The organism is Rhodococcus sp. NPDC054953 (genome assembly GCF_053609225.1).
The window spans coordinates 1-1,189 of the sequence record NZ_JBSGXD010000074.1 but is presented as its reverse complement, the minus strand read 5'-3'; the positions used below and the strand labels follow the sequence as shown (position 1 = coordinate 1,189).

General features: G+C 75.0%; 2 protein-coding genes. Both read right to left on the bottom strand.

Annotation, left to right across the window (positions count from 1 at the left end):
• The coding region (locus ACWF62_RS20560; RefSeq protein WP_452631271.1) for an SDR family NAD(P)-dependent oxidoreductase at positions 1 to 316 on the bottom strand (316 nt) is incomplete at its 3' end.
• Positions 317 to 324: 8 nt separating this feature from the next.
• Entirely contained in the window at positions 325 to 1,020 is a 696-nt protein-coding gene (locus tag ACWF62_RS20555; RefSeq protein WP_400008835.1) for a TetR family transcriptional regulator, read from the bottom strand.
• Between the last annotated feature and the right edge of the window lie 169 nt (positions 1,021 to 1,189).

Genomic DNA, 1,189 nt, shown 5'->3' with positions numbered 1-1,189 from the left:
CGGGGCCGGCGACACCGGCGTTGTTGACGGCCAGGTGCAGACCGCCGAAGGTCTCGACGGCGAAGGCCACACCGGCCTGGACGGACGCGGGGTCAGTGACGTCCATGGTGACGGCGGCGGCCGACAGGCCCTCGGAACGCAGGGTGGCGGCGGCCTCCTCCGCGCCCTCGGCGCGGTAGTCGGCGACGACGACGTCGGCCCCTCCGGCGCCCAGTCGGCGGGCGGTCGCCAGCCCGATGCCGGAGGCGGCGCCGGTGACGAGGACGGTGCGGCCGGCGAACTCGGTGGCGTAGTCGGGTACGGGGGTGGTGCTCATGGGGCTGTTCACTTTCTTCGTGCGGATAGGACCTCGCGGTCGGCGGCGGCTGCCGCCTCCTCCGTGAGGGCGTCATAGGAGCGCTCCACCAGCGCGGCGAGGTCGGCCACGGCGCGGCTCTGGTCGCCGGCGGGCGCGTGGCGGGCCCACAGCCGCATGGCGGCGGTCAGCACACCGGCGGCGGCGTCGACGACCACGGTGGGGCGGGGGTCGTGGGCGGCGTCCACGGCCAGCCGCGCGGCGACGATGCCGACCGATTCCTCCTGGGCGTCGACCCGGATGCGCTGGTAGGCGGCGAAGAGCGAGGGGTCGCTGTCGATCCGGGCGAGCAGCGCGCGGATCTCGGGGCGGTGGTGCGAGGCGGGGGTGTCCCGGTCGGTGAGCCAGTGCCCGACCGCGCGCCGGTAGGCGATCAGCGGGGGCTCCGTGGCGGGCCGCTCGCGCAGCAGTGCGTTGATGCGGCGGCCGTCCTCCCGGACGAAGTCCAGGGCGGCTTCCTCCTTGCTCGCGAAGTAGCGGCTGAAGGTGCGGCGGGCGACATCGGCGCGGTCGGCGATCGCGGCGACGGTCACCTCGTCGGGGCCGTGCCGCAGCACCAGCTCCAGGGCGGCGGCGGCGAGCGCTTCGCGGGTACGCCGCGCCTTGCGCTGCCGGCCGTCTTCGCGGGGGGCCGGGATCGGCAGGGGAGACCTGTTCACCGTCATGGCACCGACGTTACACCCACTCATGTCCCATGGGGACAAGAGTCCCGGTGGGACAGAAACGGCTTCCTCGCTTCCCCGGCGGAGCCTCGCGGCGACGCCACGGACGCCTCCCGGGTGGCCGGACACGAGGCGTCACCATCGGGGCCGCACCGTGACCGTCCCGGTTTCC

Excerpts from the sequence above, each read along its gene's own strand:
- ACWF62_RS20555 (WP_400008835.1), bottom strand. The coding sequence starts at position 1,020 with ATGACGGTGAACAGGTCTCCCCTGCCGATCCCGGCCCCCCGCGAAGAC.